A 25,564-nucleotide genomic window follows, 5' to 3' on the forward strand; every position below is an offset into this window, starting at 1 on the left:
CTGTTGTTGTTTTATATTCTCAAAATATGTTAAGGTTGCGCCCGTCGTTGGGGAGTAGCCGATTTCCCGTCCCAGGGAAATGTACGTGTCAACATACTCGTTGAAAAACGTGGTGCGTACGGATCGCTTTCTGCACAGATTCTGTGCATTGAGGTCAGGCGAGACCATAGATACATCAACTGCTGTTTACTGGGGGCAGTGATGTGTCATATGGATATCCCCGGTCTGGACGCTTTAAATGAATATCTCCGCTACGATCCTTCTCGCTTTCGGCATGTCCATGGACGCTTTCGCGGCCTCAATGGGTAAAGGTGCCACGCTCCACAAACCAAAATTCTCTGAAGCCCTGCGCACCGGTCTTATTTTCGGCGCTATCGAAACCCTCACCCCGCTTATCGGCTGGGGACTTGGCATGCTCGCCAGCCAGTTTGTGCTGGAGTGGAACCACTGGATTGCCTTTATCCTGCTGGCGTTCCTCGGCGGGCGAATGGTGATTGAAGGGTGTCGTGGAAGTACAGCTGAAGACGAAGCGCCGATTCACCGCCACGGTTTCTGGCTGCTGGTGACCACCGCGATTGCCACCAGCCTGGATGCAATGGCCGTCGGCGTCGGTCTGGCGTTCCTGCAGGTGAATATCATCGCCACCGCGCTGGCTATCGGCTGTGCCACGCTGATCATGTCGACGCTGGGAATAATGGTCGGTCGCTTTATCGGCCCGCTGTTAGGTAAGCGAGCCGAAATCCTGGGCGGTATCGTGTTAATCGGGATTGGCGGACAGATCCTCTGGTCGCACTTCTACGGTTAACCCTCGCGCTGCCAGCAGTGAAGACTGAAATCTGTCTGGCAGCGAAACACCTCTTGTTTCCCTAAAGTTTCCCATACTTCCGGTTTTGCCCGCCACGCGAACGGCGTCATCTGGAGCAGTGCCACCGCCTCCTCGCCTGTCAGTGTCATTTCGTAGCCCAATGACTGCTCATGCTTCAACGCAAAACCGGCCAGCTGTTCGGAATGCGGGGCATGCAGACGCACTTCGTCGTAAATCAGCCCTTTCATTTCCATCAGGTGTTTCGGCCCCGGCGTCACGGTGATCACCCACCCGCCCGGTTTGACCACCCGCGCCAGCTCTTCTGCTTTACAGGGGGCGTAAATACGGATAATCGCATCCTGGCTGGCCTCTTCAAACGGCAGACGATGGCTCGAGGCCACACAAAATGTCACCTGCGGATAGCGCTTCGCCGCGGCGCGAATGGCCGATTTAGAGACATCCAGCCCCACCGTTTCGGCGCCTTTGCTTTTCGCCACCTCCGCGAAGGCTGCTGTGTAGTAGCCTTCTCCGCAGCCGATATCCAGAATCGACGTGGCGTTCTCTTCCATCACCGTGGCGAGCCGTTCAGCCACGGCATCACGCAGCGGCTGATAATGACCGGCGTCGAGAAACGCGCGACGCGCCTGCATCATCTCAGCGGAATCTCCCGGATCCCGGGAGCGTTTGTGCTGAACGGGCAGCAAATTCACATAGCCTTCTTTCGCCTTGTCAAACCGGTGCCCCTGCGGACAGGTATAGCTATTGTGTTCGTGCGTCAGCAGCGCGTGGCATAAGGGACAACTGAATGACATGGTAACTCCAGGCAATATCAAAGGGCGAAAGTGTACCGCTATTCGCCCTGGTATAAAACGCCTGGCTTAGCGCATCACGATAAGATGGTTAGAATCAGGTGGCAGGCCGTCGGGTTCGACGTTTTCAATGCGCAAAACATCGCCCATAATCTGGCTGAACACGGGTGCCGACACCGCCCCGCCGTAATAGCTGCCGTTTTGCGGATCGTTGATGACTACCGCGAGGGCAAACATCGGATGGCTGGCCGGCGCCACGCCTGCCGTGTAGGCCACGTATTTATCGACATACTTGCCATCGTCGCCAATCTTTTTCGCGGTGCCGGTTTTGATCGCCACGCGATAATCGCGCACCGCCGCTTTGATGCCCCCGCCGCCCGGCAGCGCGACGCTCTCCATCATATGTTCGACCTGATGGACAATCTCCTCCGGCATCACCTGGTGGCCCATCACCGGCGGATCGATGCGTGTAATCGACAGCGGGCGTTCCAGGCCGTAGCTGCCGATGGTGGCGTAAACGTGCGCCAGCTGCAGCGGTGTAACCATCAAACCGTAGCCAAAGGCAAAGGTCGCGCGGTCGAGCTGACTCCAGAATTTACGCTGCGGCAGCAGGCCGCTGCTCTCCCCCGTCAGCCCAAGTCCGGTGCTTGAGCCAAAACCGAAGCCCTGATAGGTATCCAGCAGGTGCTGAATGGGCATCGCCAGCGACAGGCGCGACACGCCCGTATCGCTCGATTTTTGTAAAATGCCGGTCAGGGAGAGTTCAGGATAATAGCCGACGTCGCGGATCCGGTGACCATCCAGCGTGTACGGATGCGTATCAATGACGCTGTCCGGTTTCACCAGGCCCTGCTGAAGCGCCGTCATCAGTACCAGCGGTTTGACCGTGGAACCGGGCTCGAAGGTGTCGCTGATCGCCCGATTGCGGAAATCGTTTAGCGTCGCCCCTTCGCGGTTGTTCGGGTTGAAGTCCGGGAAACTCGCCATCGAGAGGATTTCCCCGGTCTGGACGTTAATCAACACCGCCGCACCGGATTCGGCTTTGTTCCACGCCACGGCGTTATCCAGCGCATCTTCGGTGATGGTTTGTAGCCGCTCGTCGATACTGAGCTGAATGTTATGCGCCGGAACCGGCGAGACTTCTGTCAGGTTCTCAATGACGTGGCCGTAGCGGTCTTCCCTTACCCGTCGAACGCCCGGTTTGCCGGTTAGCTGGGCGTTAAAGCTCTTTTCAACGCCCTCAATCCCCTGCCCGTCGATGTTGGTAAAGCCGAGCAGATTGGCGGCCACGTGTCCCGCAGGATAAAAGCGGCGCGATTCGTCGCGCAGGTTAATCCCCGGTAAGTTGAGTTTGTCGATCCACTGGGCCTGGGAGGGGTCCACCTGACGGGCCAGGTAGATAAAACGCCCCTGAGGACTGGCATTGATTCGCGCGGCCAGGCTGCTGAGGGAGATATGCAGGGCATTCGCCAGGGCCTGCCAGCGGTCGTCAAAGCCGACGCCCCCTTTGGCGAGGACCGTTTTCGGGTCGGCCCACACGGCCTGAACCGGGACACTCACCGCCAGCGGACGGCCCTCACGATCGGTAATCATCCCGCGCGGGGCATTGATCGCCACTTCGCGCAGAGAACGCATATCTTCCTGTTTAACCAGGTTGTCAGGCTTGATGATTTGTAACCAGGCGACGCGGCCCAGAAGGAACGTCAGGCTGCCTAAAATGGCGATGCAAAGCAGGACAAAACGCGCCGGGGTGAAATTTCCGGCAGGTGGAGTAGTTTTCTTTTTCACCCGAGCTCCAGGTCTGATAAACAACGCCCTGATTTAACGGGAAAAACGTGACTTTTGGTGCGAAAACAATGCTTCTAACCTCGTAGCTTTGCAACAAACTACTAACAGAAGCGAAAGAGGTAACATTTTGAAAGAAAAGGATTAAAAAAGCCCCGCAAAGGCGAGGCTTGATGTCTGAGAGCGAAACGCTTAAGCGTTTCTGAATCAGCAGGGATTCGATCAGATAGCGGTTACGTTAACAGCAGCCGGACCTTTCTGGCCGTCCTGAATTTCGAACTCAACGTTCTGGCCTTCAGCCAGAGTTTTGAAGCCGTTACCCTGGATTGCAGAGAAGTGTACGAACACATCTTTGCTGCCGTCAGCAGGAGTAATGAAGCCAAAACCTTTAGACTCGTTGAACCACTTAACTTGACCTTTAATCTTTGCCATTTGCAAAATTCCTTAGATTGTTTTCTTAGCCCGCAGGCATTGACATAGATAAAACTGAGACATTACTGCATGAGGCACTAATATAAGGTTCGGCAGAGAAGCGGTATTCAACGACAACGTGTTTACTCAGGACTTCTTTACTGAAAATGCCACACATAAACAGAACTGTACCTCGTTTGACCCAAAACGTGTTATTACATACAACGAAAATTATGGCAAGCCATTTTTAAACGTGTCTAGATCCGCCGCACAAACTCTGATGTGACCTTGCGACATTATGCACAACTGCGTGCACGCATGACCGCACGACAACCAGCGCCTACCGTCAGACAGGAGCCTGCAGAGCCCCTGTAATCTAAAGCAATTTTACCTTAGCTCAATCTTTGATATAGATCCAGCCAGCGCGGAATCTTTATTAGATGCAATGATTGAGTTAGAACAATTTGCGAAAAGTTATGCTGAAATCAACGTAAGGGTTTGAGTTTCACAATGAAATTTTCCGGTTATTTATTGTTCGCCTTCATCATATAAGTCTGAAACGCCAGTTTTCAGTTTTGCACCAAAATAATGAAAGTTTTATGACCTTGCTTCAAAAGAAAGCAAGAAAAACGTTTCGATGGAAATACACGGCAAGGGCCAGAATTGTAATAAAGAATATATTCAGCGCAGCGGCGAGAGATCACAGGGATAAATATTGACCAATTTTCAATATTCTAAAGTTGTCATTAATCGGGGCTACATTACTCAGCGCCTGAGTCAGCTCCAGCACCGGCTCATCGAGGGACTCATCGGCCAGCTCAAACACGCCCCAGTGGATCGGAAAGGCGCGCGGCATTCCCATCTGCTGCCAGAGTGCGATGGCGGATTGCGGATCCATATGATGGGCCGACATGAACCAGCGTGGTGCATACGCACCGGCAGGTAGCGCCGCGGCGGTGATCTCCCCCAGCCTTTCGGGGATGGCGAGCAGCTGTGGAGAATACCCCGTATCGCCGCTGAACCAGAAACGTTGCGTTGTCCCTTCGAACACCCACCCGCACCACAGCGAACGATTTCGGTTCCAGAACGTGCGCATACTCCAGTGTTGAGCGGGTACTGCGGTAATCGCGAGCCCCTGAAAGATAGCGCTCTGCCACCAGTCGAGTTCGATAATGCTTTTCGCCCCGCGACGGCGGAACCAGTCGCCGAGGCCCAGCGGTACAAACACCGTGAGATCGGGAAAACGGCGCAGCAGGCGGCGGACAGTGGCGGAATCGAGATGATCGTAATGATTGTGAGAGATGACTAACGCATCGAGCCGCGGGAGCGTCTCAACGGAGATAACCGGTGGGGTTTTGCGTTCCGGCCCCACAAAGGGTAACGGAGAGGCGCGTCGGGAGAAAACCGGATCGGTCAGCAGATATTGCCCGTCTAAGCGCAGCAGCACGCTGGCATGCCCCAGCCACCAGACGCCATCTTCTGAGAGGTCGTTCAGCTCGGCAGGCTGCCACCACTGGCGGACAAAATCGTGATAACCAAGTGAAGGCGGCTTCGGTAATCCGGCCGCTTTACGCTCCTTTCGCCAGCGCTCGACGTCACCCGGCTGATGACTGGTGAAGTCGATATTGCGAAATCCGTCGGGGGTATGATGTTTGAGGGAGGGGTTATACCACGGATTTTTCCAGACCACAGCCTCCTCCCCCTTTTAGCCGTTAGCGTTCAGCGACCAGACGAATGAAATCATCTTCGTCTTCGTTGACCACTTCTGCAGCCGCTTTTGGCGCTTCTTTCTCTTCCGGCTCGTTGGCTTCGCACAGACGGCGAAGCAACGCGTTCTGGCGTTTCTGCTGGTCAAGCAGGGCTTCAAGCAGCTCAATCTGCTCATCGGTGCGAGAGCTGGCGCGATTGACAAAGAACCACAGCGCCAGGCCGATAATCATCACGATCAGAGAGATCGCCAGTGAGGCTACGTTCAGCAGCCCCGAATTCAGTAACTCACCCATTTTACCACCTCAATAAAAACGCCATTTTAGCACTGACGCAGAGGAAGCGTACCATCTGTTATCAAAATGAATACTACCAGGGGATGAATTGATTGATTGCACAAATGCCACTAAAGAACTGTACATCCTGATCGCACATGACATTAATTGTCTGCGTCCATAAAATGACACAGGCAATCAGTACTACAATCAGAATTACCCAGCGAAATTTTTTCACTCCACACTCCGTCTTATGACCTGATTGAACCAGGTTATCACGGTTATCTTAAACAAGGACTAACTGTACCTTCATCAGAAAATTTTCGGAATCATGCACTTGTTTCATAGAGTAAAACTATTAGTCTTAACAGCATTATTAGCAAAAAAATGAGGCTTTCATGCGCATCATTATTCGGACAATTATTGTCCTCGCCATTTTGTGGATTGGTATTTTACTGACGGGATACGGCGTGCTGATGGGAAGCACAGAGAACGCTGCGGGACTGGGTATCCAGTGTAAATATCTCACCGCCCGCGGTATCAGCACCGCGCAATATCTGCACAGCGACAGCGGGATCATCGGAATGTCTAACTGCCCGATTCTGCGTAAAAGCCAGCAGGTCGTCGACAACGGATAACCGACAGAACAGAAAGACAAAAACGCCGCTTCTCAGCGGCGTTTTTTATTGTTGATTTCAGAACGGATAGTCGTTGTAGCCCATCTGTTCAGAAATCTTGCGCGCTGCGGTATGCAGCATAGCGACATACTCGTGCAGACGCTCTTCCGAGAAGCGCAGCGTCGGGAAGGAGATGCTCAGACCGGCGATGACAACGCCAAAACGGTCAAACACCGGTACCCCGATGCAGCGTAACCCTTCTTCCTGCTCCTGATTATCTTCCCCGTAGCCCTGCTCACGCACCTGATCGAGCACCGTCAGCAACTCATCAGTGCTGGTAATGGTCCGCTCGGTGCTGCGTTTATACTCCACGCCTTCGAGGATCTCTTTCACTTCCTCGCGATCGCGCCACGCCAGCAGCACTTTACCGATGGCGGTGCTGTACAGCGGGTTGCGACGACCAATGCGGGAGTACATGCGCAGGTTGTACATGGAGTCGATTTTATGGATGTAGACGATGCTGTCTTCATCCAGCGCGCCCAGGTGGACGGTCTCTTTCGTCAAACGCGACAGCTCGCGCATCTGAATATCGGCGCTGCGAATGAGATCCACGTTTTGCAGCGCGCGAGCCCCGAGTTCGAACAGCTTCAGGGTCAGAGAATATTTCTCAGATTCGCCTTCCTGTGCGACATAGCCCAGGGATTTCATGGTTTGCAGAAAGCGATAAACGGTGCTTTTTGACATCATCACACGCTGCGACAACTCTGTAATACCAATTTCGCGCTCTTCACCCAGCGCCTGTAAGATGCCAAACACCTTCAGCACGGAAGAAACAGAATCTGGCTGCTTATCCAAATCTGCGATTGCCATTTATCACCTCATTGCGAGTGTTTTATAAAAATCAGAACCGGTTTTTATTATAAATTCGTGACCGTCATGCTGCAATCGATCTGCGTTTACTTCGTTACAAATCTGCGACATAAAACCGAAATAACGATGCTAAACTAGCTAGTCTGATAATAATATCTCCCCGAGCGTTTCATTTCCCATGGAAAAACAATCCTCTGATGGCTTGCCATTGCCGCAGCGATACGGCGCAATCGCCACCATAATCATCGGTATTTCAATGGCGGTACTCGACGGCGCCATCGCCAACGTCGCCCTGCCGACTATCGCCAGCGACCTGCACGCCTCTCCGGCCAGCTCCATTTGGGTGGTCAATGCCTACCAGATTGCTATCGTCGTCTCTTTGCTTTCTTTCTCGTTTCTCGGCGATATGTTTGGCTATCGCCGCGTCTATCAGTGCGGGCTGGTTGTCTTTACGGTCACATCTCTTTTCTGTGCGCTGTCTGATTCGCTGCACACCCTGACGTTCGCGCGTATCGCTCAGGGGTTTGGGGGCGCGGCGCTGATGAGCGTGAATACGGCACTGATACGTCTGATCTACCCGCAGCGTCAACTTGGGCGCGGGATGGGGATTAACTCATTTATTGTCGCGGTGTCGTCTGCCGCAGGGCCGACCATCGCGGCGGCCATACTTTCCGTTGCCTCCTGGCAGTGGCTGTTCCTGATTAACGTCCCGCTGGGGATTATCTCCCTGCTGTTTGCCCTGCGCTATCTGCCTGAGAACAGTGCGAAAAGCTCTATGCCGCGCTTCGATTTACCGAGCGCGGTGATGAATGCCCTGACCTTTGGTTTGCTGATCACGGCGCTAAGCGGGTTTGCTCAGGGGCAATCGCTGACGCTGATTGGCGCGGAGATTGTCGCCATGCTGATCATCGGCTTCTTTTTCGTTCGCCGCCAGCTGGCACTCCCCACCCCGCTGTTGCCCGTCGATCTGCTGCGTATTCCACTCTTTTCCCTGTCGATTGGCACATCCATCTGTTCTTTCTGCGCCCAGATGCTGGCCCTGGTCTCCCTGCCCTTCTTCTTGCAGGGCGTGATTGGACGCACTGAAGTCGAAACCGGTTTACTGCTCACCCCGTGGCCGCTGGCTACCATGGTGATGGCGCCCCTTGCCGGGTATCTCATCGAGCGGGTTCACGCGGGATTACTGGGGGCGTTGGGTCTGGTGGTGATGGCGACCGGGCTGTTCGCGCTGGCCATGCTGCCGACAGCCCCGACGGATCTGGATATTATCTGGCGCATGATCCTGTGTGGGGCTGGTTTTGGCCTGTTCCAGTCGCCGAATAATCACACCATCATCACCGCCGCTCCGCGTCATCGCAGCGGTGGCGCCAGCGGAATGCTGGGCACCGCGCGTCTGTTAGGGCAAAGTTCAGGGGCTGCGCTGGTGGCGCTGATGTTTAACGTCGCCGGGCAAAACGGCACGCATGTCGCGCTGTTCACCGCCGGGACGCTTGCCACCCTCGCCGCCGTCATCAGCGGCCTGCGCGTCACGCAGCCTCGCGTCGAGGCATAAAAAAAGCCGGGCGGCATTTCTGCTCAACCCGGCTGCTTTTTCTTACTGCCTGATTACTTGATGTATTCCCCGCTGCGCAGCGCTTCGATACGTTTATCGAGCGGCGGGTGGGTCATAAACAGTTCACTCAGGGATTTTGATTTACCGTTGATGCAAAATGCCATCATGCTGGTTGCTTCCTGCGGCTCGTAGCTGGTTTTCAGACGCTGCAGTGCAGCAATCATCTTCTCGCGACCGACCAGTTTTGCTGAACCCGCATCCGCATGGAACTCACGGTGACGGGAGAACCACATGGTAATGATGCTTGCCAGAATACCAAACACCAGTTCCAGCACCGTGGCGACCGCGAAATAGATCAGCGGGTTGCCGTTGCTCTCTTCCCCGTCATCACGGTTACCGCCCATAAAGCCTGCGGCAATCTGCGCCAGAATACGCGAGATAAAGATAACGAAGGTGTTAACCACACCCTGAATCAGGGTCATGGTCACCATGTCGCCGTTGGCAATGTGGCTGATTTCATGCGCGATGACGGCTTCTGCTTCATCACGGCTCATGTTCTGCAACAGACCGGTACTGACCGCGACCAGCGAGGCATCACGACGCGCACCGGTCGCAAAGGCGTTAATGTCCGGCGCGTGATAAATCGCCACCTGCGGCATAGCGATACCCGCCTGGCGCGATTGTTGAGCCACGGTGTTCATCAGCCACTGTTCCATATCGTTACGTGGCTGCTCAATGACTTCGCCACCGACTGATTTCAACGCCATCCACTTCGACATCAGCAGCGAGATAAACGATCCACCAAAACCGAACAGCAGCGCCATAATCAGCAGGCCTTGAACGCTGCTTGATTGGATCCCTGTCAGGCTTAGCACAAGCCCGAATACCACCATGACCGCAAGGTTGGTGACCAGGAAAAGCGCGATTCGCATCATAATTTTCTTTTAACCTCTGTTTAACAAAACGCACTATGCGATTACCCACATCGTATGGGTATTGTGGCTATTTTCAAGGATTCGAGGGGCGTAAGTCACCAGAAAGACACAACTTTACATTGTTTATGAGCTTGCTGACGGGAGGATGCAGAACTAAAAAAAACAGGCACAATTTCTTGTGCCTGTCGGGGGTGTTATTTCACCGGAGCGGGTTGTGCAGCCGGTTTACTCTTTTCCTGGTTTGCCAGGTCGAGAGCGATATGTACCGTCTCGTCCAGATACGGATCTGGCTCCTGGTAATCCTTCGGCAGATCTTCCAGTTTCTTCAGCAGCGGTTTGCCTTCACGTTTGAAACGATCGTTGATGCGCGCCAGGCGGGTTGCATCGTCTTCTTCGTTCTCTTTCTCACGCTGAGCAAAGTTGAGAGAAACAATATTCCGCTTATCTTTCAGGGCATTAAAACGCGCAATGTCCTTCATGATGTACTGAAATTCCGGATCTTTAGCGATACGGTCGTTATGGGCTTTCAGCAATTCCGGACCGAACTGGGTCATGTCGCCGGATTTCACGAAGGTGGCAGCATTAATGCTGTCCCACGGCAACGCGTTATCCTCGAACTTCTCGCCTGTTTCCGTCTCTTCGGTGCCGGTCGGCATCATGATGTCCGGCGTCACGCCTTTACGCTGCGTACTGCCGCCGTTCACGCGATAGAACTTCTGAATGGTGTACTGGACAGAGCCCAGCGCAGGCCACTCAGGGCGCAGCATCTGATCGTAAATACGGTTCAGGGAGCGGTACTGTTGCACCGTGCCTTTACCGAAGGTCGGTTCACCGACGATCAGCGCACGACCATAGTCCTGCATCGCAGCCGCGAAGATTTCTGATGCGGAGGCGCTAAAGCGATCCACCAGCACCACCAGCGGACCTTTGTAGTAAACCACACCGTCCGTATCGGCATCTTCACGCACTTTGCCGTTGTTATCACGCACCTGAACCACCGGGCCAGACGGGATAAACAGACCCGAAAGCGAAACCGCTTCGGTCAGTGCCCCACCGCCGTTGGTACGCAGATCGATGATCACGCTGCTGACATTCTGCTTTTCAAGCTTCTGTAGCTGCACTTTCACATCGTCTGTCAGGCCGACATAGAAGCCAGGAATATCGAGCACGCCGACTTTTTCTTTGCCGACGGTTTTCACGGACATTTTCACCGCGCGATCTTCCAGACGAATACGCTCACGCGTCAGGGTCACGATACGGGTTTTCGTCCCTTTACCCGCAGGCAAAATCTCAAGGCGAACCTTGCTGCCTTTCGGGCCTTTGATCTGTGCGACGACATCGTCAAGACGCCAGCCGATCACGTCGACCATGCCCTGACCTGTCTGACCGACACCGACGATACGATCGCCGACGCTGATCGCTTTGCTTTTCGACGCAGGGCCGCCTGCCACCATGGAGTTGATGACCGTGTAGTCTTCATCCATTTGCAGCACCGCGCCAATCCCTTCCAGAGACAAGCTCATCTCGGTATTGAACTGTTCGGTGTTACGTGGGGAAAGGTAGTTAGTATGCGGGTCGATTTCGTGAGCAAAGGCGGTCATCGCCAGAGAGAACACGTCTTCACTGTTGGTCTGTGCCAGACGGCGAATCGCTGATTTGTAACGACGGGTCAGCGTTTCGCGAATCTCTTTCTCATCTTTACCGGTGAGTTTAAGGCTCAGCTCATCGAACTTCACTTTGCCGTCCCACAGCGCATTCAGCTCGGCTTCATCTTTCGGCCAGGGGGCTTTGCTGCGGTCGAGATTAAAGTTGTCGTTGCCGGTGAAGTCCATCGGACGTTCCAGCACTTTCAGCGCGTATTGATAGCGTTCAAAACGGCGCTTCTGGGAAAGGTTGTAGAGATCGTAGAACAGATCGAGTTTACCGCTGCGCAGCTCATCGCCGACTTCGGTTTTACGCTTCGCGAACTGTTCAATATCACTGGCCAACAGCACGTTGTGGCTGTAGTCCAGCAGGTTCAGATAGCGATCGAAAATTTTGGCCGAAAAGGCCTGATCGAGATCGAACTGACGATAATGTGAACGGGTGAAGCGCGAGGTGACGCGCTCACTGACCGTCGCGTGCTGAGTCTCTTCCTTTAACAGCGGAATTTGATCGGCACGCGTAATATCGTCCACTGCGAAAGCGTGGCCTGTTATTGCAAACAGGCCAGCCAGCGCGGTGATCCTAAAAAGAGTGTTCATGCCAGGCTTGGCCTCCGTTTCAGAACACCAGGTGTTCTGCGCGTACAATCATTGACATGCCAGACGTCAGCTGTACACGAACGCCATCTTTGGTGATTTCGAGTACGGTGGCATCCATCGCATTGTTACCCGCTTTCACCTTCAGAGCCTGACCGACGCTCAGCGCGTTGATGTCAGAAACCGGAGTGTGGCGTTGTTCTTCGCGAGGCGCACGCTGTGCTTTAGCGGCTGGTTTATCAGCACGCGGTTTGCGATCGCTGTTCTCACTACGACGTGGAGCAGGACGCGGTTTACGCTCACGGCGCGGCGCTTCTTCTTGACCATTTGCTGCAGCAGCTTCGCGTTTTTTCGCCTGCTGCTCAGCACGCTGTGCCTGAACACGCGCTTTGGCTTCTTCAAGCTGCTTACGTGCGTGCTCAACGTGCTGCTCGTCCAGCTCACCGCAAGGGTTGCCGTCGAGATCGACACGGGTCGCGCCCAGCTTGATACCGTAAAGGTAACGCCAGCTTGAAGTATAAAGACGTAAGGCAGAACGCAGTTGGGTTTTGCTGAGACTCATCTCACCCTCAACGCGCGCTACCAGATCCTGAAAAATACCAATTTTCAGGGGACGAGCTTCGCCTTCAGCAGTGAAACACTGTGGGAAACGCTCAGCCAGAAAAGCAATGACTTCTTTACTACTGTTCAACTTAGGTTGATTTTCCATGAAATTTCCTGATTACAACGGACGTTGCCAACTAGCCGCAGGCATGAACAGGCGACATTATAATGACGTCATCCGTAAATGCTACGTTATCCGTTGATTATCCTGCGACGCTCGCAAAGAATTTTTGATAATCGGTCGCGTTTAATACGTTTTCCAGATTAGCGACCAGTTCACGCAGCCCTTGTTCGTCCTCGGCGCTAAAGCGTCCGAAGACCGTGCTGTCGATATCCAGTACGCCAATAATCTGATTTTTTACGGTCAGCGGCAGGACGATTTCGGAGTTACTCGCCGAATCGCACGCAATGTGTCCGTCGAAGGCATGCACATCTTCAACGCGCTGAACCTGATTTTGCGCCACCGCAGTCCCGCACACGCCGCGTCCCACCGGGATCCGCACGCAGGCAAGCTTGCCCTGGAATGGCCCGAGAACCAGCGTATCCCCTTCCAGCAGGTAGAAACCAGCCCAGTTCACATCCGACAGACGCTCAAACAGCAGCGCGCTGGTATTTGCCAGCGTAGCTAAAAAACTGGTCTCACCTGTCATCAATGCCTGGAAATCGCGGTTCAAATCCGCGTAGAATTCTGTTTTGTTCATTAATCAATCACTTGGTTGTCGTACAAAAAATAGAGCATAGCCTATTAAAATAAACATTAAATGCGCTCATTCTCAAGATGAATCCCAAGATGAGTTAATATAACGTTAATTAATCCTTTAATGCGCGACTGATGGCACTCAATACTCCAAGAATTACGCCGGCAAAAAAGATCACTGTCCACTCGGTCAGCGATGCGCTACCTCGTGCACATTATCAGCGTTGTCCGCAGTGCGATACGCTTTTTATGTTGCCGAAGATGAAATCGCATCAGAGCGCGTATTGCCCGCGCTGTGACGCCAAAATTCGCGATGGACGCGACTGGTCATTGACCCGTCTGGCGGCGATGGCCGTCACCATGCTCCTGCTCATGCCCTTTGCCTGGGGCGAACCGCTGCTCAAGTTATATCTGCTGGGGGTGCGCATCGACGCCAACCTGCTGATGGGGATTTGGCAGATGACCCGACAGGGCGATCCGTTGACCGGCGCAATGGTGCTGTTTTGCACCGTCGGCGCGCCAATGGTACTGGTCGCCGCTATCGCCTATCTCTGGTTCGGCAATATTCTGGGCATGAACTTGCGCCCGGTTCTGCTGATGCTGGAGAAGCTCAAGGAGTGGGTGATGCTGGATATCTATCTGGTCGGCATCGGCGTGGCGTCGATTAAGGTGCAGGATTACGCGTTCTTACAGCCCGGCATCGGCCTGTTTGCCTTTGTCGCGCTGGTGTTACTCAGCATCATGACGCTGATCCATCTGAACGTGGAACAGCTCTGGGAGCGCTTTTACCCGCAGCGCCCGGCGACGCGGCCCGACCCGAATCTGCGCGCCTGCCTCGGCTGCCATTTTACCGGCCTGCCGGACGCGCGTGGTCGCTGTCCGCGCTGCCACATTCCGTTACGTTTGCGGCGTAAACAGAGCCTGCAAAAGTGCTGGGCCGCGCTGATTGCCTCGATCGTTTTCCTTCTGCCCGCCAACCTGTTACCGATTTCGATCATTTACGTTAACGGTGCGCGGCAGGAAGACACTATCATGTCAGGTATTGTGTCGCTGGCGAGCAGTAACTTCGCCGTGGCGGGGGTGGTGTTTATAGCCAGTATTCTGGTGCCCTTCACCAAAGTCATCGTCATGTTCACCCTGCTCATCAGCATTCAATTTAAATGTGAGCAAGGGTTACGCACCCGCATCCTGCTCCTGCGGTTTGTCACGTGGATTGGCCGCTGGTCGATGCTGGATCTGTTCGTTATTTCGTTAATGATGTCGCTGATCAATCGCGATCAGTTGCTCGCTTTTACTATGGGACCCGCGGCTTTTTATTTCGGCTCTGCGGTGATATTGACTATTCTTGCAGTGGAATGGCTGGATAGCCGCTTACTTTGGGATGCACATGAGTCAGGAAACGCCCGCTTCGACGACTGAAGCGAGAATTAAAACAAAACGCCGCATTTCGCCATTCTGGTTGCTGCCCGTCATCGCTTTGATGATTGCGGGCTGGCTTATCTGGACGAGCTATCAGGATCGCGGCAATACCATCACCATTGACTTCCAGACGGCGGACGGCATCGTCGCGGGGCGAACCCCCGTGCGCTTCCAGGGCGTCGAAGTGGGAACGGTCGAGGATATCCGGCTCGGCAAGGATCTGAACAAAATTCAGGTTCGCGCCAGTATTAAAGCCGATATGCAGGATGCCCTGCGCAGCGAAACCCAGTTCTGGCTGGTGACGCCGAAAGCCTCTCTGGCAGGCGTTTCCGGGCTGGACGCGCTGGTCGGCGGGAACTATATCGGCATGATGCCCGGGAAAGGCGAACCCCAGGACCATTTCACCGCCCTGGACACCCAGCCAAAATACCGGCTGAACAATGGCGATCTGATGATCCATCTGCATTCGCCGGACTTAGGTTCCCTGAGCAGCGGCTCGGTGGTCTATTTCCGCAAAATCCCGGTCGGTCGCGTCTATGACTACGCGATTAACCCCAACAAACAGGGCGTCACCATTGACGTGCTGATCGAACGCCGCTTCACCGGTCTGGTGAAAAAAGGCAGTCGCTTCTGGAATGTCTCGGGCGTGGATGCCGATGTCAGTTTCAGCGGTGCGAAAGTGAAGCTCGAAAGCCTCGCGGCGCTGGTCAATGGCGCGATCGCCTTCGACTCGCCGGAAAATTCGGACACCGCCGCCGCCGATGATAACTTCGGCCTGTATGCCGATTTGGCCCACAGCCAGCGCGGCGTGATCGTGAAGCTGGCCCTGGCGGATGCCAAAGGACTTAACGCCGGTTCGACGCCATTGATGTACCAGGGTTTGCAGGTCGGGCAGCTCACCAAACTGACGCTGAACCCGGGCGGCTCGGTGACCGGCGAAATGACCGTCGACCCGAGCGTCGTCGATCTTCTGCGTGAAAAAACGCGTATCGAACTGCGTAATCCGAAAATTTCACTGAGTGATGCCAGCATCAGCAGCCTGCTGACGGGCAGCACCTTTGAGCTGATCCCCGGCGAAGGCCAGCCCAGCAGCAACTTTGTTATCGCGCCCGCAGATAAAGCCTTACTGCAAAAACCCGGCGTGATGACCCTGACCCTGACCGCGCCAGAAAGTTACGGTATTGAAGCCGGACAGCCGCTGATTCTGCACGGCGTACAGGTCGGCCAGGTGCTGGAGCGCAAACTGACCGAAAAAGGCGTCACTTTCTCCGTCGCGGTCGATCCGCAATACCGTGACCTGGTGCATGGCGACAGCAAGTTTGTGGTCAACAGCCGGGTCGACGTCAAAGTCGGTCTCGACGGCGTCGAGTTCCTCGGAGCCAGCGCCAGCGAATGGATCAACGGCGGCATTCGTATTCTGCCGGGCCAGAAAGGCGAGATGCGCGACAGCTATCCGCTGTACGCCAACCTGGAAAAAGCGATTGAAAACAGCCTGAGCGATATGCCGACCACCACCCTGACGCTGCGCGCTGACACTCTGCCAGACGTGCAGGCCGGTTCGGTGGTGCTGTACCGCAAATTCGAAGTGGGCGAAGTGATCACCGTGCGTCCGCGCGCCGACGCCTTTGATATCGAACTGCATATCAAACCGGAGTATCGCAATTTACTCACCGCCAACAGCGTCTTCTGGGCCGAAGGCGGCGCGAAAGTGCAGCTTAACGGCAGCGGACTGACCGTGCAGGCCTCTCCCCTTTCCCGCGCGCTGCGTGGGGCGATCAGCTTTGATAACTTAAGCGGTGCAGGCGCGAACCAGCGCAAAGGCGATAAACGCGTGCTCTATCCGTCGGAAACCGCCGCACGCGCGGTCGGCGGCCAGATTACGCTCCACGCCTTCGACGCGGGCAAACTCGCAGAAGGGATGCCGATTCGCTACCTGGGCATTGATATCGGGCAGATCCAGAAGCTGACGCTGATTACTGCCCGCAATGAAGTCCAGGCCACGGCGGTGCTTTATCCGGAATACATGCAGAACTTTGCCCGCACCGGAACGCGCTTCTCGGTGGTAACGCCGCAGATTTCTGCCGCCGGCGTTGAGCATCTCGACACCATCCTGCAGCCGTACATCAACGTCGAACCGGGCAACGGCAACGCGCGCCGCGACTTTGAGCTGCAGGAAGCGACCATCACGGACTCCCGCTATCTCGATGGCCTGAGCATTGTGGTGGAAGTGCCGGAAGCGGGTTCCATGAGTATCGGCACGCCTGTGTTGTTCCGCGGCATTGAGGTCGGTACCGTGACCGGGCTGACGCTGGGTACGCTGTCGGATCGCGTGATGGTAGGGCTTCGGATCAGCGAGCGCTATCAGCATCTGGTGCGTAACAACTCCGTCTTCTGGCTGGCATCGGGGTATTCCCTTGATTTCGGCCTGACCGGCGGCGTGGTGAAAACCGGGACCTTTAACCAATTCATCCGCGGCGGCATCGCCTTTGCGACACCGCCAGGCACGCCGCTCGCCCCGAAAGCGCAGCCGGGCAAACACTTCCTGTTGCTCGAAAGCGAACCGAAAGAGTGGCGTGAATGGGGCACCGCCCTGCCACGTTAATCGAACGCTCCGGTGTCAACGCACCGGAGCCTTTATGCTACACTGCGCCCCTTATCTACTCCCTGTGGTACGCCCGTGGCTCAAAACTCCGTGTTTCTTCCTGACGAATTCCTGGCGCAGATGCGCGAGGCACTTCCCGCTCATCTCTCGATGGATGATTTTATCGCCGCCTGCCAGCGCCCGTTACGCCGCAGCATTCGCGTGAATACGCTCAAAATCAGCGTGGCCGATTTCCTGACGCTGGTGTCGCCCTACCGCTGGCAGCTGACGCCCGTCCCATGGTGTGCGGAAGGTTTCTGGATTGAGCGCGATGACGAAGATGCCCTGCCGCTGGGAAGCACCGCCGAGCACCTGAGCGGGCTGTTTTACATTCAGGAAGCGAGCTCGATGCTGCCCGTTGCCGCACTGTTTGCGGATGACAATCAGCCTGCGCGGGTGATGGACGTCGCCGCCGCGCCCGGCTCGAAAACCACGCAGATCGCCGCGCGGATGGGCAATCAGGGTGCCATTCTGGCCAATGAATTTTCCGCGAGCCGGGTGAAGGTCCTGCATGCCAATATCAGCCGCTGCGGGATCAGCAACGTTGCCCTGACTCACTTCGATGGCCGCGTTTTTGGCGCTGCGGTACCGGAATCCTTCGATGCGATCCTGCTGGATGCCCCGTGCTCGGGCGAAGGCGTGGTGCGTAAAGATCCCGATGCCCTTAAAAACTGGTCCGTAGCCAGCAACCTTGAGATTGCCGCCACCCAGCGTGAGCTCATCGACAGCGCGTTTCACGCCCTGCGTCCGGGCGGAACGCTGATTTACTCCACCTGCACCTTGAACCGCGATGAGAACGAATCCGTCTGTCTGTGGCTGAAAGAGCAATACCCGCAGGCCGTCGAGTTCGTGGCGCTGGACAGGCTGTTCGACGGCGCAAATGAGGCCCTGACGCCGGAGGGGTTCCTCCACGTCTTCCCGCAGATTTTTGACTGCGAAGGCTTCTTTGTCGCGCGCCTGCGTAAAACGGCCGCCATTGACGCTTTACCGACCCCGAAATTTAAAGTCGGCAACTTCCCGTTCGCCCCCCTGAAAGGACGCGAAACCGCGCAGGTCACCGAAGCCGCAAATAAAGTCGGCCTTCACTGGGACGACAATCTGCGCCTGTGGCAGCGCGACAAAGAGATCTGGCTCTTCCCGGTCGTGATCGAGCCTCTCATTGGCAAAGTCCGTTTCTCCCGCATCGGTATGCGCCTGGCGGAAGTGCACAACAAAGGCTATCGCTGGCAGCATGAATCGGTCATTGCCCTGGCGAGGGATGAGAACACCTTTGCCCTGACGCACAAAGAGGCGGAAGAGTGGTATCGCGGCCGCGATGTGTACCCGGAAGCCACACCACCGGCAGACGAAATGATTGTCACCTATCAGGGCTTCCCGCTGGGCCTGGCGAAGAAAGTCGGCTCACGTCTGAAGAACAGCTACCCGCGCGAACTGGTTCGCGATGGTCGCCTGTTTACCGGTAACGATCTCAGCGAATAAAAAACAGCACATTTTCACTGGCGCTTTTGCTCTCCTGCACTACGCTGAAAAATGGGCGATCACACTGGTCGTACCAGATTTTAAGCAAAACTGCGGAGAGCATTATGACGAAAACCAGCGTGCGTATTGGCGCTTTTGAGATCGACGATGCGGAGTTGCGCGGCGATAATCAGGGCGATCGAACGTTAACCATCCCCTGTAAATCCGATCCGGATTTATGTATGCAGCTCGATGCCTGGGACGCTGATACCAGCATTCCGGCGATCCTGGATGGCGAACATTCCGTGCTATACCGTGAACATTACGATCAGAAGTCCGATGCCTGGGTCATGCGCCTTGCCTGATTCCAAAAAGAACCCGCCCGAAGGCGGGTTATTTATGCCCTCAATTTCCCCTGCGATAAATCCTCCCCTACACTAATCATTCGGATCGCCAGATCAGAGGATGAGATGTTCGCACTGGTACTCTTTGTTTGTTATCTGGACGGCGGCTGCGATGACATCGTGATTGATGTCTATAACAGCGAAATGCAGTGTGTTGCCTCCAAAAAAGAGCAGCGCATTCGCCACGGCGGCTGCTACCCGGTTGAGGAGTTTATCGACAGCTTCTGGACCCCGGCTCAGGAATACAGTGACTTTTAGCTACTGGAGTTGCGCGAGGGTGAAGGTGCCTCCAAACACGGCGCCGGTGTCGATGTAATGTAAATTCCCGAAATCAAAACGCGTATTCAGCGGCGTATGCCCGAACCAGAAGTGGTCCGCCCCGGAAATCCCCTCGCCGCGACCGCTCATCAGATGGCTGAGTCTCCCCCGCTCCCACAGCACGCGGCTGCGGCTGACGGGCTTATCCCGTTCATAGCTTTCAGAGGGGTAATCGGCGTGAGCAATCACGTTGAGCCCGTTGGCACAGGTGATTTCAATAATATAGGGTAATTGCCGACAGGCTTCGAGCAGCGCCATCGCATCTAATTTCTGCGGGTTCGTCAGGCGAGAAAACCAAATTCCGCCGTTCATCGTCCAGAGTGCAAAATCATTATTACTGAGCGCATCCAGCGCCATTTGTTCATGATTCCCGCGCACGGCGCGAAACCAATTTTCCTGCATCAGCGCTAAACATTTCACGCTGTCCGGGCCGCGATCGATCAGGTCCCCCACGGAAATAAGCAAATCCTGATAGGGATTAAAATGAAGGCGTTTTAATTCATCCATCAGCCGTTGCCAGCAACCGTGAATGTCGCTCACAACCCAGACGTGACGCCATTGATGACCTTCAAGAATCTGGTACATAGCCCCTCCATGAAGAAGTATAGCTAATACACATTTATCAGGATCTGGCTCGATGATGTTGCTAACTTCAATCATCATTAAACGAAGCAGGAATAAAGGTTTAGCCGCTCTTAAATCGACGCATCCCGCCCCTTAGAATAGATTCAGAATTCTAATGAGGTCACCATCGTGTCGAATACCAGCCTGCAAATTGATGTGCCAGACGCACAGCCTGCCAATATTATCTCCGCTCTGACAAATGGTCAGCTTATCCCTGGGCCTATCTGGAGAAAGCGCGACTATCGAATTAAGTTCTTTCTGCGCTCTTTGCTGTTCTGGTCTTCGACAAATCGCATGCTGAGCGCGCTGGCCCATCGCGCTGATTTCGACCGCCTGCTGGCCGCTCAGGTCACGCTGCCGAGCAAAACCCATCGTCAGTATCTGACGCGCGGTATTAATTCCAACCAGCGCGCCGAGGCAGTTGTTCGCCACTATGAGTGGCTCGATGCCCTGCCGGATACCAGCCTGGCCAATGCCCTTACCCATCCCGTCGCACAGCCGATCGTCCATTTCCAGGCGAAGGATGACGCGCGTTACGCCGTCTATGCCTCGTCCGCCAGCAAAGCAGAGCGCGAAGGTGAAAGCACTCTGTGGCTGCGCGATGAAGAAGAGACACTGCTGGCGAGTGTGACCTTCAGCGTCGTGCCGGAAGGCGATCATTCGGCGCTAGTCATCGGCGGGCTGCAGGGTCCCCGTCGCGGTGTGACGCGCGAAACGATCAAGAAAGCGACCCGCGCCTGCCATGGCCTGTTCCCAAAACGCGTGCTGATGGAGGTGATTTTTAACCTTGCTGCCCACAGCGATATCAAAGCCATTTACGCCGTCAGCGATGAAGGCCACGTCTTCCGCGCCCTGCGCTATCGCCTGAGCAAAGGCCGCCATTTCCACGCCAGCTATGATGAATTCTGGGCCTCTATCGAAGGCCAGAAAATCTCCCGCTTCCGCTGGCAGCTGCCGTTACAGATGGAGCGCAAATCGCTTGAGGAAATCGCCAGTAAAAAACGCGCCGAATACCGCCGCCGTTTTGGCCTGCTGGATGAAATCGCCGAAGGGATTAACGCCCGCTTTTAACCGAGGTGGTGGCGTCCGCCACCACACAAAAATTTAACAAAACCGCCAAAAAGCGCTGGACTTTGGACTGCCAGATTAAGGTAGGATTTGTTTCTTTATCTGTGACTAAGAAGAATTATTGATATCAAGTTGCGTGGTACAACAAAGGTTTTACCCAAAGAGAAATACAGTGAACAAGGAACAACTCGAAATCATCATTCCCAAGTAGGCAGGACAATCAACAGCGACATGTCATGTCCTAACACATCCTCTCTGCTGTACTGCTCTGGAGATAGCCAGTAATAGACTTTCCTCTCGAATATGTCTACAAACTCGGAATCAGGTGGTATGACATGAACAGCTGCAACCCGCCAATATTCTGAGATGGCATCCTCTCTATCCCGTGATATTCCCCCATCTAATATGAAATTTCTCAATTTCGACTACTGCTTGCGAAAGCGCATTGTATGCCTCGGGAATGATAGTTCGGCGATTACTCACAAATCTCCACAAGGATGAAATTATAGGTGCTGAATTAATCAGCGTAAGTAGGATCCCTCTACATTACACACGATTAAACGTAGTTATGTGAAGTGTCATCCGGGATCTGAATCGGTAGTGGCATAAAGCGCTCCACGCCTGCAGGCATAAAAAACGCGCCAACACGGGCGGGAGTATGGAATAAAAAAAACCGACCGTCCAGGAGAGGAAAACGGGGAACAGGCACTAAAAAGACCTATCAGCGGCCTTAAATAGGTGCCCCGCGGGACACACAATGAGAGCACTATTTGGCGGGCCAGATACGAAAAAGCCCCGGCGGGATCAAAGCTTAAAATACAAATGAATCGACGTCATCGTAGTTGCCGATAAGAGCAGATTAATGTAATCAGCGCAGGTATTGCGGCAACAAACCAACCCGAGATCAGTAGCAGATCGAGCGTGTCCTCATCCCCTGATAATGAAAAAATATCCTTAATCACATAAATCCACGACAAAGGGACATTGTAAAACCACACCGCTGATATACCGGCAAACATGATAATGGCTATGAAAAGACTCAGTAGAAATATCAAAAATGTTCTCATGTTACGGTTATCGTTCCATGTGCTTTAAAGCTCGTACAGGGAACTGGCATCATCGTGGTGTTTAGCAATGCTTCCCGCAAATAGTCAAAATCTGACAAGCTGCAAAGCGTTATACACCCTTCACTCAACCCGCGCGGGCCAATCGGATGCAATCTAAAACTAGAGCGTTTAACACCCTCGACAAAAACTGCGTCGTCTATCTGCCAGTCCTCTTTATAAAGAGCGAACCATGTAGAACGGTCTGTGCCGTAGAAATTTTTCAGGCCGAAATCAGTTATTGCACCCAACCGACCACCGCTTTGCCTACTTAAAATAAAGTAGCGACCCGGGGGGATTGGGCCAATTTCCTTTCTGCCAGCCATTGTCACGTTATTGCGCCCAAATAGCTGACCTGAAAATGCGGGAAAGTTTCCCACTCCCGCTACGGTCAATATAGAGGTCGGCAAGCCATTCAGTGCAAACCTGGCAATTATCACGCTGTAACCCTCATGTTCCAGCCGTCTGTAAACTTGATGTTGCCGTCGCAATATTTCCAGGTGATTTTTTCATAACGCAGCTCGACTGATTCAAGATGATTATGTTTTTCCATAGCCTGGTTTTTTACGTTGTGCATGACTGGTGTTACACCAACCACCTTCACCCCTTCGAGGAACATGTTGAAATATTCAACCTCCTGCCCTGCATCGTTAATGCGATACCACTTTATTTCAGCAGACTTGAGCGTTTGGCCTGATGCCACCGCGCGATACAGATAAGGTGAGGAGGAGTCAAACTCCTTTTCTATTGTGAGAGGGGAATGAATACGGGTGCCAGTGAGTTTGCCTGTATTCCCATCAGTTGGAATATGAAGGCCATGGCCGAAGGATAAAACCTCAACACTACCCTCTCGATCCTTCACATCGACAGAACCCTTAATATCCGCGCCACCGTCATCTTTCAGCCACAAATAAGCTGGTATAGCCATGATTTATCTCCTTATAAAAAAAGGAGTATACTCATGCTAGTTTCGAGGCCCAGAACTTTTTGTGCGGAAAGATTTCTCATAATAAAACCCGCACAGAGGCGGGTTTTATTATTTCGGCAACATCCAAAATTAGCCTTAAAAATCAGTCATTCTATTGCATTTTGTAACCACACTTAGAATTTTTAATGTGGTTATCGTGCTTTATCACAGAAAAAGCCTCAACTGATTAATCAACGACATCTTTGCTGGCCACATGGCGGCAATTTGCTCCTCAAGGAGAACAAGTGTTTGTATCAGCGCCGTTTTATCCAGTGCGACTACCTCCTCTTTCATCAACTGCCAGTCTGGTGCGTACACGCGAAGCCAGGCGCCAATGTTAACACGTTGCAAAAAAACACTGGCTTCAGGCGTTGCCGAGGTCAGTGTATTTTAATTGTAACTGTGCCATCGGTTTATCGAATGTTGCGCGATGCCGAAGGCACTATGATCAGCGAGCTGCGCCACACCGTCAGGATCCGGCGAAACGTTCAGTAATACCCCGCCAACTTTTCACGAGATCCGCAGCCTTTCCGGGCGGCTGTATGAAGCAGCCTATGGCAAAGAATTTACCCAAAAACTTTTCGGTCACAAGTCCGAGAAGATGACCAAAAAGTACCTCGATAAGCGCCAGAAAGAGTACGTGATGATTTAAATTTTCCTTGTGAAAAAAATGTTAAGGCCGATTTTGTTGTGATATAAAAGGAAAAGACCGGATATCGAAATTCGAGGAAATTTCGAGGATTTTCGGGGCGGTCTCTGTAATTTACTGATGTGACTTACAAATAAAAAGAGACCGAATACGATTCCTGTATTCGGTCCAGGGAAATGGCTCTTGGGAGAGAGCCGTGCGCTAAAAGTTGGCATTAATGCAGGCTCAAGTCGCCTGACACTTTAAGAATAGATGACGACGCCAGGTTTTCCAGTCCGCAGCAAAAGTGGTCAGAAAATTTCGCGATTGAGCATCCCAAAACAAAAAAACCGCACTGCTTCCTGTCAGAAGCCTGCGGTTTTTTTATTGGAAACCTGAAATTAGCAGAGCTTGTCGGCGCGCTCGATAAACGGAGCGAGGCTCATCTTCTGGTTCGGGTTTGCCGGGTCGTCAATCTGGATAATGCCGATCGGCTGGCCGTTGCTTTTGCCGCTGGCGACCTGCTGCTCGGCAACATCGTTGAGCGGGTATTGCACCAGCGTGCTTGGGTTGATGGCATACAGCGCATGGCCCGGACGACAGGTCAGCATCACTTCTTCGCGGTTAAAGGCCCATTTGTCTTTACCCACTTCGAAACGACTCACGGTGATCACCTGTGGTGCCGCAAACGCGGAACCGGCGCACGCCAGCAAGACGAGAGAAAGAACTGTTTTTTTCATACTTTTTAAACCTTGTCAGAAAGGCTCCCAGGTCGCGAACAGACTGACGATTGCCAGCACCAGCGCCCCCAGAACCACCTCAGCCTGTGTCATCCAGATAAAGAATTGTTGTTCGCGCCCCGATTCAGGACGAAATCGTGGAACCAGAAGATACCGATTCAGCAGCGCAATGACCACCATCATCGCCACCAGCGCACATTTCAACAACAGCAACTGCCCATATTCCGTGCGCCACGGCCAGTTCAGGCCGAGGATCAGCAGCATATTGACCACACCGGTCAGGATCACGCCCGCCACCGCATAGTGCCCGATACGCGAAAAACGCATCATGGTATAGATAGCCGGAACGCGCCAGCGCCCTTTTGCCAGCCGCATGCAAAACACCAGCGGGAGCAACGCGCCGACCCAGGTCGCTGCGCTGAGCAAATGAATCGCGTGATTAACCCGCTGCAGAACGCCCGGAACGCCGTCGCGCATCGCCGCATGACCGACACCCGCGAGTAAAATAAACTGGCCGATGGCGAGCAACAGCAACAGGCGCGCGCTTTTCGCGGGTGCGATCCAGGCCGCACAGGCGGTGAGGAGCGCCAGGACGATTTGCCACAGCCACACGCCACCAAACCGCGTGCTGGCGACCGCCTGCCAGATCTCTGGCTGAACCACGTCACGCCAGCCGTCACCCATCTGCCCGCCCTGCACCGCCAGCATCAGCAGCGCCGTCAGCAGACTGACCAGCGCCGCGATTTTTTGCTGCCGCTGAAAACGGCGGGTCATCAGCCGTTGCAGGGAGAACGGAGCCAGCCACGCGCTGTAAAACGCATTGCCGAAAATCAGCATCAGCGCCGCAAAATGGACGAAGCGCAGGGCGACGTAACTGAACGCCAGCAT

25 protein-coding genes and 2 pseudogenes are annotated in these 25,564 nt (G+C 54.1%); 10 read left to right on the forward strand and 17 right to left on the reverse strand.

Features of this window, described 5'->3' with window-relative positions:
• Positions 1-238: 238 nt before the first annotated feature.
• Positions 239-805: a manganese efflux pump MntP gene (gene mntP, locus U9O48_RS13285; RefSeq protein ID WP_282494618.1), complete on the forward strand. Its 567-nt coding sequence runs from the start codon at positions 239-241 to the stop codon at positions 803-805.
• On the opposite strand, the gene rlmA is transcribed toward mntP, so the two are convergent.
• The 7 genes and pseudogenes from rlmA to mgrB form a co-directional block, all read right to left on the reverse strand.
• Complete coding sequence (gene rlmA / locus U9O48_RS13290) at positions 802-1,617, reverse strand: 23S rRNA (guanine(745)-N(1))-methyltransferase (protein ID WP_285149559.1); 816 nt, start codon at positions 1,615-1,617, stop codon at positions 802-804. The genes mntP and rlmA overlap by 4 nt on opposite strands.
• Positions 1,618-1,683: 66 nt before the next feature.
• On the reverse strand, positions 1,684-3,402 hold the full coding sequence (ftsI, locus tag U9O48_RS13295) for a peptidoglycan glycosyltransferase FtsI (RefSeq protein WP_285158013.1): 1,719 nt from the start codon (positions 3,400-3,402) through the stop codon (positions 1,684-1,686).
• Positions 3,403-3,621: 219 nt separating this feature from the next.
• Positions 3,622-3,831 carry a transcription antiterminator/RNA stability regulator CspE gene (gene cspE, locus U9O48_RS13300; RefSeq protein WP_001062678.1) on the reverse strand — a complete coding sequence of 70 codons (210 nt, stop codon included), beginning with the start codon at positions 3,829-3,831 and terminating at the stop codon, positions 3,622-3,624.
• A gap of 12 nt (positions 3,832-3,843) precedes the next feature.
• Positions 3,844-3,988, reverse strand: a pseudogene (locus tag U9O48_RS13305) (DUF2627 domain-containing protein).
• Between the two features lie 522 nt (positions 3,989-4,510).
• Entirely contained in the window at positions 4,511-5,500 is a 990-nt protein-coding gene (locus U9O48_RS13310; RefSeq protein ID WP_285149557.1) for an MBL fold metallo-hydrolase, read from the reverse strand.
• Between the two features lie 22 nt (positions 5,501-5,522).
• Entirely contained in the window at positions 5,523-5,813 is a 291-nt protein-coding gene (locus tag U9O48_RS13315) for a YebO family protein (protein ID WP_282494622.1), read from the reverse strand.
• A 73-nt stretch (positions 5,814-5,886) separates the two neighbouring features.
• Positions 5,887-6,030: a PhoP/PhoQ regulator MgrB gene (mgrB, locus tag U9O48_RS13320; RefSeq protein WP_095282354.1), complete on the reverse strand. Its 144-nt coding sequence runs from the start codon at positions 6,028-6,030 to the stop codon at positions 5,887-5,889.
• A gap of 160 nt (positions 6,031-6,190) precedes the next feature.
• Here mgrB and U9O48_RS13325 point away from each other — a divergent pair, with 160 nt between their 5' ends.
• Complete coding sequence (locus tag U9O48_RS13325) at positions 6,191-6,430, forward strand: YobH family protein (RefSeq protein ID WP_282494623.1); 240 nt, start codon at positions 6,191-6,193, stop codon at positions 6,428-6,430.
• Between the two features lie 57 nt (positions 6,431-6,487).
• Here U9O48_RS13325 and kdgR read toward each other — a convergent pair whose 3' ends face one another.
• Positions 6,488-7,279, reverse strand: coding sequence for a DNA-binding transcriptional regulator KdgR (gene kdgR, locus U9O48_RS13330; RefSeq protein WP_285144273.1), 792 nt, complete (start codon positions 7,277-7,279; stop codon positions 6,488-6,490).
• 178 nt (positions 7,280-7,457) lie between these two features.
• On the opposite strand from kdgR, the gene U9O48_RS13335 reads away from it, so the two are divergent.
• Entirely contained in the window at positions 7,458-8,831 is a 1,374-nt protein-coding gene (locus U9O48_RS13335; RefSeq protein ID WP_285149556.1) for an MFS transporter, read from the forward strand.
• Between the two features lie 53 nt (positions 8,832-8,884).
• Here the strand turns inward: U9O48_RS13335 and htpX are convergent, their stop codons facing one another.
• The 4 genes from htpX to U9O48_RS13355 form a co-directional block, all read right to left on the reverse strand.
• On the reverse strand, positions 8,885-9,766 hold the full coding sequence (htpX, locus tag U9O48_RS13340) for a protease HtpX (RefSeq protein ID WP_095282358.1): 882 nt from the start codon (positions 9,764-9,766) through the stop codon (positions 8,885-8,887).
• A gap of 194 nt (positions 9,767-9,960) precedes the next feature.
• On the reverse strand, positions 9,961-12,009 hold the full coding sequence (gene prc, locus U9O48_RS13345) for a carboxy terminal-processing peptidase (RefSeq protein WP_282494626.1): 2,049 nt from the start codon (positions 12,007-12,009) through the stop codon (positions 9,961-9,963).
• A 19-nt stretch (positions 12,010-12,028) separates the two neighbouring features.
• Positions 12,029-12,715 carry an RNA chaperone ProQ gene (gene proQ, locus U9O48_RS13350; protein ID WP_282494627.1) on the reverse strand — a complete coding sequence of 229 codons (687 nt, stop codon included), beginning with the start codon at positions 12,713-12,715 and terminating at the stop codon, positions 12,029-12,031.
• 97 nt (positions 12,716-12,812) lie between these two features.
• Positions 12,813-13,310 (reverse strand): GAF domain-containing protein, encoded by a 498-nt coding sequence (locus U9O48_RS13355; RefSeq protein ID WP_282494628.1) that lies wholly within the window; start codon positions 13,308-13,310, stop codon positions 12,813-12,815.
• A 131-nt stretch (positions 13,311-13,441) separates the two neighbouring features.
• On the opposite strand from U9O48_RS13355, the gene yebS reads away from it, so the two are divergent.
• The 5 genes from yebS to U9O48_RS13380 all read left to right on the forward strand — a co-directional run bounded on the left by yebS (position 13,442) and on the right by U9O48_RS13380 (position 19,486).
• Positions 13,442-14,725 (forward strand): membrane integrity lipid transport subunit YebS, encoded by a 1,284-nt coding sequence (yebS, locus tag U9O48_RS13360; RefSeq protein ID WP_285144270.1) that lies wholly within the window; start codon positions 13,442-13,444, stop codon positions 14,723-14,725.
• On the forward strand, positions 14,694-17,327 hold the full coding sequence (locus U9O48_RS13365) for a PqiB family protein (protein WP_285144269.1): 2,634 nt from the start codon (positions 14,694-14,696) through the stop codon (positions 17,325-17,327). Before yebS ends, U9O48_RS13365 begins: the two co-directional genes overlap by 32 nt.
• Positions 17,328-17,402: 75 nt before the next feature.
• Positions 17,403-18,845 carry a 16S rRNA (cytosine(1407)-C(5))-methyltransferase RsmF gene (gene rsmF / locus U9O48_RS13370; protein ID WP_324722645.1) on the forward strand — a complete coding sequence of 481 codons (1,443 nt, stop codon included), beginning with the start codon at positions 17,403-17,405 and terminating at the stop codon, positions 18,843-18,845.
• Positions 18,846-18,949: 104 nt separating this feature from the next.
• Positions 18,950-19,189, forward strand: a complete 240-nt coding sequence (locus U9O48_RS13375; protein WP_095282365.1) for a YebV family protein — start codon at positions 18,950-18,952, stop codon at positions 19,187-19,189.
• A 105-nt stretch (positions 19,190-19,294) separates the two neighbouring features.
• Positions 19,295-19,486 carry a YebW family protein gene (locus U9O48_RS13380; protein ID WP_282494632.1) on the forward strand — a complete coding sequence of 64 codons (192 nt, stop codon included), beginning with the start codon at positions 19,295-19,297 and terminating at the stop codon, positions 19,484-19,486.
• Here U9O48_RS13380 and pphA read toward each other — a convergent pair whose 3' ends face one another.
• Positions 19,487-20,131: a protein-serine/threonine phosphatase gene (gene pphA / locus U9O48_RS13385; protein ID WP_285149579.1), complete on the reverse strand. Its 645-nt coding sequence runs from the start codon at positions 20,129-20,131 to the stop codon at positions 19,487-19,489. It lies immediately after the preceding gene.
• Between the two features lie 168 nt (positions 20,132-20,299).
• On the opposite strand from pphA, the gene U9O48_RS13390 reads away from it, so the two are divergent.
• Positions 20,300-21,241 carry a VirK/YbjX family protein gene (locus tag U9O48_RS13390; RefSeq protein ID WP_282494633.1) on the forward strand — a complete coding sequence of 314 codons (942 nt, stop codon included), beginning with the start codon at positions 20,300-20,302 and terminating at the stop codon, positions 21,239-21,241.
• Between the two features lie 1,060 nt (positions 21,242-22,301).
• Here U9O48_RS13390 and U9O48_RS13395 read toward each other — a convergent pair.
• Together U9O48_RS13395 and U9O48_RS13400 are read right to left on the reverse strand one after the other, a co-directional pair.
• Positions 22,302-22,781, reverse strand: coding sequence for a DUF2778 domain-containing protein (locus U9O48_RS13395; RefSeq protein WP_324722646.1), 480 nt, complete (start codon positions 22,779-22,781; stop codon positions 22,302-22,304).
• Positions 22,778-23,269 (reverse strand): Hcp family type VI secretion system effector, encoded by a 492-nt coding sequence (locus U9O48_RS13400; protein WP_324722647.1) that lies wholly within the window; start codon positions 23,267-23,269, stop codon positions 22,778-22,780. Before U9O48_RS13400 ends, U9O48_RS13395 begins: the two co-directional genes overlap by 4 nt.
• 547 nt (positions 23,270-23,816) lie before the next feature.
• On the opposite strand from U9O48_RS13400, the pseudogene U9O48_RS13405 reads away from it, so the two are divergent.
• Positions 23,817-23,960 (forward strand): annotated as a pseudogene (locus U9O48_RS13405) (tyrosine-type recombinase/integrase); the annotation flags it as partial.
• 377 nt (positions 23,961-24,337) lie between these two features.
• Here U9O48_RS13405 and U9O48_RS13410 read toward each other — a convergent pair.
• Together U9O48_RS13410 and copD are read right to left on the reverse strand one after the other, a co-directional pair.
• Positions 24,338-24,676 carry a YebY family protein gene (locus U9O48_RS13410; RefSeq protein ID WP_324722648.1) on the reverse strand — a complete coding sequence of 113 codons (339 nt, stop codon included), beginning with the start codon at positions 24,674-24,676 and terminating at the stop codon, positions 24,338-24,340.
• A gap of 15 nt (positions 24,677-24,691) precedes the next feature.
• Positions 24,692-25,564, reverse strand: a complete 873-nt coding sequence (gene copD, locus U9O48_RS13415) for a copper homeostasis membrane protein CopD (RefSeq protein WP_324722649.1) — start codon at positions 25,562-25,564, stop codon at positions 24,692-24,694.

Origin of the sequence: Lelliottia sp. JS-SCA-14 (assembly GCF_035593345.1) — a bacterium.
Taxonomy (GTDB): Bacteria; Pseudomonadota; Gammaproteobacteria; order Enterobacterales; family Enterobacteriaceae; genus Enterobacter; species Enterobacter wanjuensis.